Raw genomic sequence first — 1,803 nt, 5'->3', positions numbered from 1 at the left:
GACGCAGCGTTTTCGTTCGTATTCACGCCCCGCACCGGCCATTGACCACCGGAGGCGTGACCATGATCGTGTTCGATGGCGCGCAACGCGCAGGGCTTCCCAGAATGCACGCCCACCGGCTGCGCCACACCGCGGCCACCGCGATGCTGCGCGGCGGGGCCCCAACGGCCAAAGTCGGGCAGGCTCTTCGGCACCGGTCAGCGATGTCCACGGCACCAACATCAGCCCACCCGGCCCCCGAAACGGACAGTAACATGGACGATTTCCCCGCAATTTCTTAGTTCGGAGAAGATTTACCGCGGTCACCTACCGACGCGGAGGAGGGACTTAACGGCGCGACGTTCGTCCAACGCCTGATAGGCGTCTGCGATGTGTGCCCACCCGTACCTCGCGAGCTTTGTCGACCACTGCATCCTCAGCTCACGGTATGAAGACTGAAACCGGAAGCCTGCTGCCTCAACCCTGAGGCTGAAGCAGCAGGCTAAGGATTAGTGCCTAGAGGTTACTAGACTGTGACGCCTAGGCGCCTGTTGGCGAGTACGGGAATAACCTGTCGCGCCTTTTCGACCGCGGCGAGGTCGACCGTGGCGACCAGTTGGCCGATCCTTTCATCCAGTTCCTGGAGGACGACGCCCATCGGCGAAATAACGAGGCTGTGGCCGACACCAAATCGCGGGCCTGCCGGTTCCTGAATGCCGGCGGCTGAGGCATCTGCTTGGTCGCAGGCGACTACCCACGTGGTCGAGTCGATCGCGCGGGCTTGGTTGAGGAGGCGCCAAGTGTCCACTTTGCCCTCCCCCGCACCCCAATGCGCGGTGACGATAATGACCTGGGCGCCGCGATCGGCCAACTCGCGGAAGAGCTCCGGAAAGCGGACGTCGTAGCACGTGGCAACACCGAGGGTCACGCCGTCGACCTCAAAGGTAAAGGGCTCGTCACCGGGTTCGACGTCGGCGGACTCGGAGAAGCCGTAGGCGTCGTACAGGTGGATCTTGTCGTAGCCGTCGTGGATGCTTTCGCCGGTGACCAAGATGGTGTTCTTTACCCTGCCGCCGGGGGCAGGCTGGAAGGTGCCGACGAGCACGACGACGCCGAGCTCCCTGGCGAGGTCTCGGACTGCGGAGGCCCAGGGCCCCTCAATTGATTCGGCGAAGGCCGCCAGGGCCACTCCGAAGCGGACAAGTGCCGCCTCGGGAAGGACGACGACACGGGCGCCGGTGGCGGCGCCACGCCGGACGGCGTCCAGGACGAGTTCGAGGTTTTCGGCCGGATTCGGTCCGGTGGCGATCTGTTCGACAGCGATGGTAAGTTGCGCGGTTGTCATGGCTTAATCCTTTGATTACTGGTGAGGAATGTTGCGACGGGGGTTTGCAGTCAGTAGGCGCGTCGGCTCATCGCCCCTGTGCCCCACCACTTCTCATGATCTTCGACAACTAACTCACGGTCATGGGCCGGTCTAAGTAGTATGCCCACTTCACTAAGACATGTCTACTAGTATGTCGGTTGGATTGGTATGGTGGTTTCAATTGCAGAAATTCAGCACACGATGATCGGGCAACTGGATCAGGAATCGTGAGCTAAGCACTCGGCATTGGCTAAGAGAGGATCAGAACATGAATGCAGACGAGACACCGACGACCCGTCTTGTGACGGCGGTCACGGGTGGCGCATCGGGAATTGGCCTGGAGTTCGTTCGTACATGGGTGAGCTCAGGGGGTCGAGCGGTCATCCTCGACCGCAATCCGGAAGACGCTCAACGAGTGGTAGCCGAATTGGGGGAGGAAAACGTTCGCGCGATCACAA

The 1,803-nt window shown here is 61.6% G+C and carries 3 protein-coding genes; 2 read left to right on the top strand and 1 reads right to left on the bottom strand.

Annotated features, from left to right (window positions below):
* The coding region (locus KNN17_RS22200) for a tyrosine-type recombinase/integrase (protein ID WP_241711074.1) at nucleotides 1-281 on the top strand (281 nt) is incomplete at its 5' end.
* 224 nt (nucleotides 282-505) lie between these two features.
* On the opposite strand, the gene KNN17_RS22195 is transcribed toward KNN17_RS22200, so the two are convergent.
* Nucleotides 506-1,324: a carbon-nitrogen hydrolase family protein gene (locus KNN17_RS22195; protein WP_241711073.1), complete on the bottom strand. Its 819-nt coding sequence runs from the start codon at nucleotides 1,322-1,324 to the stop codon at nucleotides 506-508.
* Nucleotides 1,325-1,613: 289 nt separating this feature from the next.
* Between KNN17_RS22195 and KNN17_RS22190 the strand changes: the two genes are divergently transcribed.
* Nucleotides 1,614-1,803 (top strand): SDR family NAD(P)-dependent oxidoreductase (locus KNN17_RS22190; RefSeq protein ID WP_241711072.1); only part of this gene is annotated, 190 nt, incomplete at its 3' end.

This window comes from Arthrobacter bambusae (assembly GCF_022606295.1).
Taxonomy (GTDB): Bacteria; Actinomycetota; Actinomycetes; order Actinomycetales; family Micrococcaceae; genus Arthrobacter; species Arthrobacter bambusae_A.
The sequence above is the reverse complement of the archived record's forward strand: the minus strand, read 5'-3'. Positions and strand labels throughout refer to the sequence as shown.

Bases quoted from the DNA above. Each gene is read 5' to 3' on its own strand.
- KNN17_RS22195 (WP_241711073.1), bottom strand. From the start codon at position 1,324: ATGACAACCGCGCAACTTACCATCGCTGTCGAACAGATCGCCACCGGA.